Below are 503 nucleotides of genomic sequence, written 5' to 3' on the forward strand. Positions count from 1 at the left end.
CGACCCGGTGCTGGTCGTCCTGTGGTCGATGACCCCGCCCACCGCGGACGACCTCCTGGCCGCCCGCGTCCGCGCCCTCGGCCGCGCGGTCGGCACGGCGGGCCCGGGCTGGGCGAACCTGGGCGACCGCGGCTACGCGACGGTGAACGACCTCGGCGCGGCGGTCGAACTGGCGGCGGCACACGCGGAGCTGTAGCCGCCGGACGCAAGCGCCCCAAGGCCACATTGGTTGCGTGTCACGCACCGAAGGCCGCCTTGGGTGCGCCGGACGCAACCAAGGCCGCCTTGGGGCGCTGGAGTCCACAGTGGTGCCATGACCGCTTCGCAGACATCGATGTCATTTTTCCGAATTCTTGTCCACCTTGTCTTCTTGACCGCTCCGAAGCCCGCGGCGGAAGCTTCCTGGCAACGTTGTCAGCCTGCCGGGAAACGGAGTTCGCATGGCCGAGGAGTACGGCGTCACCCCGGATGTCGGGCCCGCGTCGGTCGCCGCCGTGTCGCGG

The 503-nt window shown here is 70.8% G+C and carries 1 pseudogene; it reads left to right on the plus strand.

Features of this window, described 5'->3' with window-relative positions:
- A pseudogene (locus G3I65_RS37060) lies at positions 1-196 on the plus strand (helix-turn-helix-type transcriptional regulator); the annotation flags it as partial.
- Between the last annotated feature and the right edge of the window lie 307 nt (positions 197-503).

The organism is Amycolatopsis sp. SID8362 (genome assembly GCF_010550475.1).
GTDB lineage: Bacteria > Actinomycetota > Actinomycetes > Mycobacteriales > Pseudonocardiaceae > Amycolatopsis > Amycolatopsis eburnea.